Below are 1,241 nucleotides of genomic sequence, written 5' to 3'. Positions count from 1 at the left end.
CACTGCGCCTGACTAGACGCCGATCCGAATCCCACCACCCAACGGGGCACTATCCTTCAACGTCATTGTCGAGTACGCGACGCTACTCGAGACCAGTGGCGGGCATCTATTCGTCAGCGGGGTCGACCACGCCTTGATGGCTCGATACCGCGCAAATGTAGGACTACCGCCTTCCATCACGGTGGAGGAAGCCGAACCGGTTCTCGGCCGGTCGACCCTTCGTGCGTACGACGAAGGGCGGCGCTGGCTCGCCGCACATTCAGATCCATCGGACGAGGAGTCGACATGAAGCATGTCTGGACACAACTCATCACTCTTGAGGGCCGACCATGGAGACCTTAAAGCTCGTACCGGAGTCTCAACGCCGTACGCTCGATGAACTCGTCGACCGCCTAGACCTCAGTGCTGGGGAGACCACGGCGAAGCGATCGGCTTTCTGGATCATGCTGACGCTGTCGGCGGTAATCGCCGCATCAGGAGTAGCAGGGGATTCCACGGCCACGGTGATCGGCGCCATGATCGTCGCTCCGTTGTCCGTGCCAATCCTCGGTATCGGCCTGGGGGTGGCCACCGGGCGCGGAGAACTGATCGTGCGGAGTCTGTTCGTGGTCATCGCGGGCATCGCCCTTGTGCTGATGATCGGATTCCTGATCTCGCAGTTCCTTCCCAACCCGACCAATGTTCTTTCGAACTCTCAGGTCAGTGGCCGCACCTCGCCGAAGCTGATGGACCTGACCGCTGCACTGGCCACCGGATTCGTGGGGGTCATCGCGATGATTCGACGAGACGTCGGGGACGTGCTCCCCGGGGTGGCAATTGCAATATCCCTGGTTCCCCCGCTTGTCGTGGCGGGTGTCTGCCTGGGCGCGGGTGCGCCGGGACTCGCCTTCGGAGCGATTGTCCTCTTCGCATCGAACATGGTCGCGATGATCGTCACCGCGACCGTGATCCTTATCGTGGTCGGTTATGCCCGCGAGGCCGGGAGTGGTGAGGCGCGACGTGGGAGAGCGTACGTGATACTCGGCGTGGCCCTGTTGGTCGTGGCCCTGCCGATGGTGGTCAATTCGATGTCGTCGGTGTGGTCAGTGCGGATTGCCGATGCCGCCGAGGACTGGCTCGGCCCCGCAGACGGATCCGAAGTCACGGACGTATCGCTGCAGCAGAAAACCGCGACCGTCCATGTTCTGACCTGACTTCCACAAGTTGACGCTGTTCTGCCGCTTGGGATTCCGGTTTGCGCT

General features: G+C 62.0%; 1 protein-coding gene. It reads left to right on the top strand.

The window, feature by feature from the left end; genetic code table 11:
- The first annotated feature begins 329 nt into the window (after positions 1 to 329).
- Positions 330 to 1,193, top strand: a complete 864-nt coding sequence (locus ACWGLC_RS17785; RefSeq protein ID WP_452101099.1) for a TIGR00341 family protein — start codon at positions 330 to 332, stop codon at positions 1,191 to 1,193.
- Positions 1,194 to 1,241 lie beyond the last annotated feature (48 nt).

Source organism: Dietzia sp. NPDC055877 (assembly GCF_053615975.1).
This window is presented reverse-complemented; position numbering and strand designations above follow the sequence as displayed.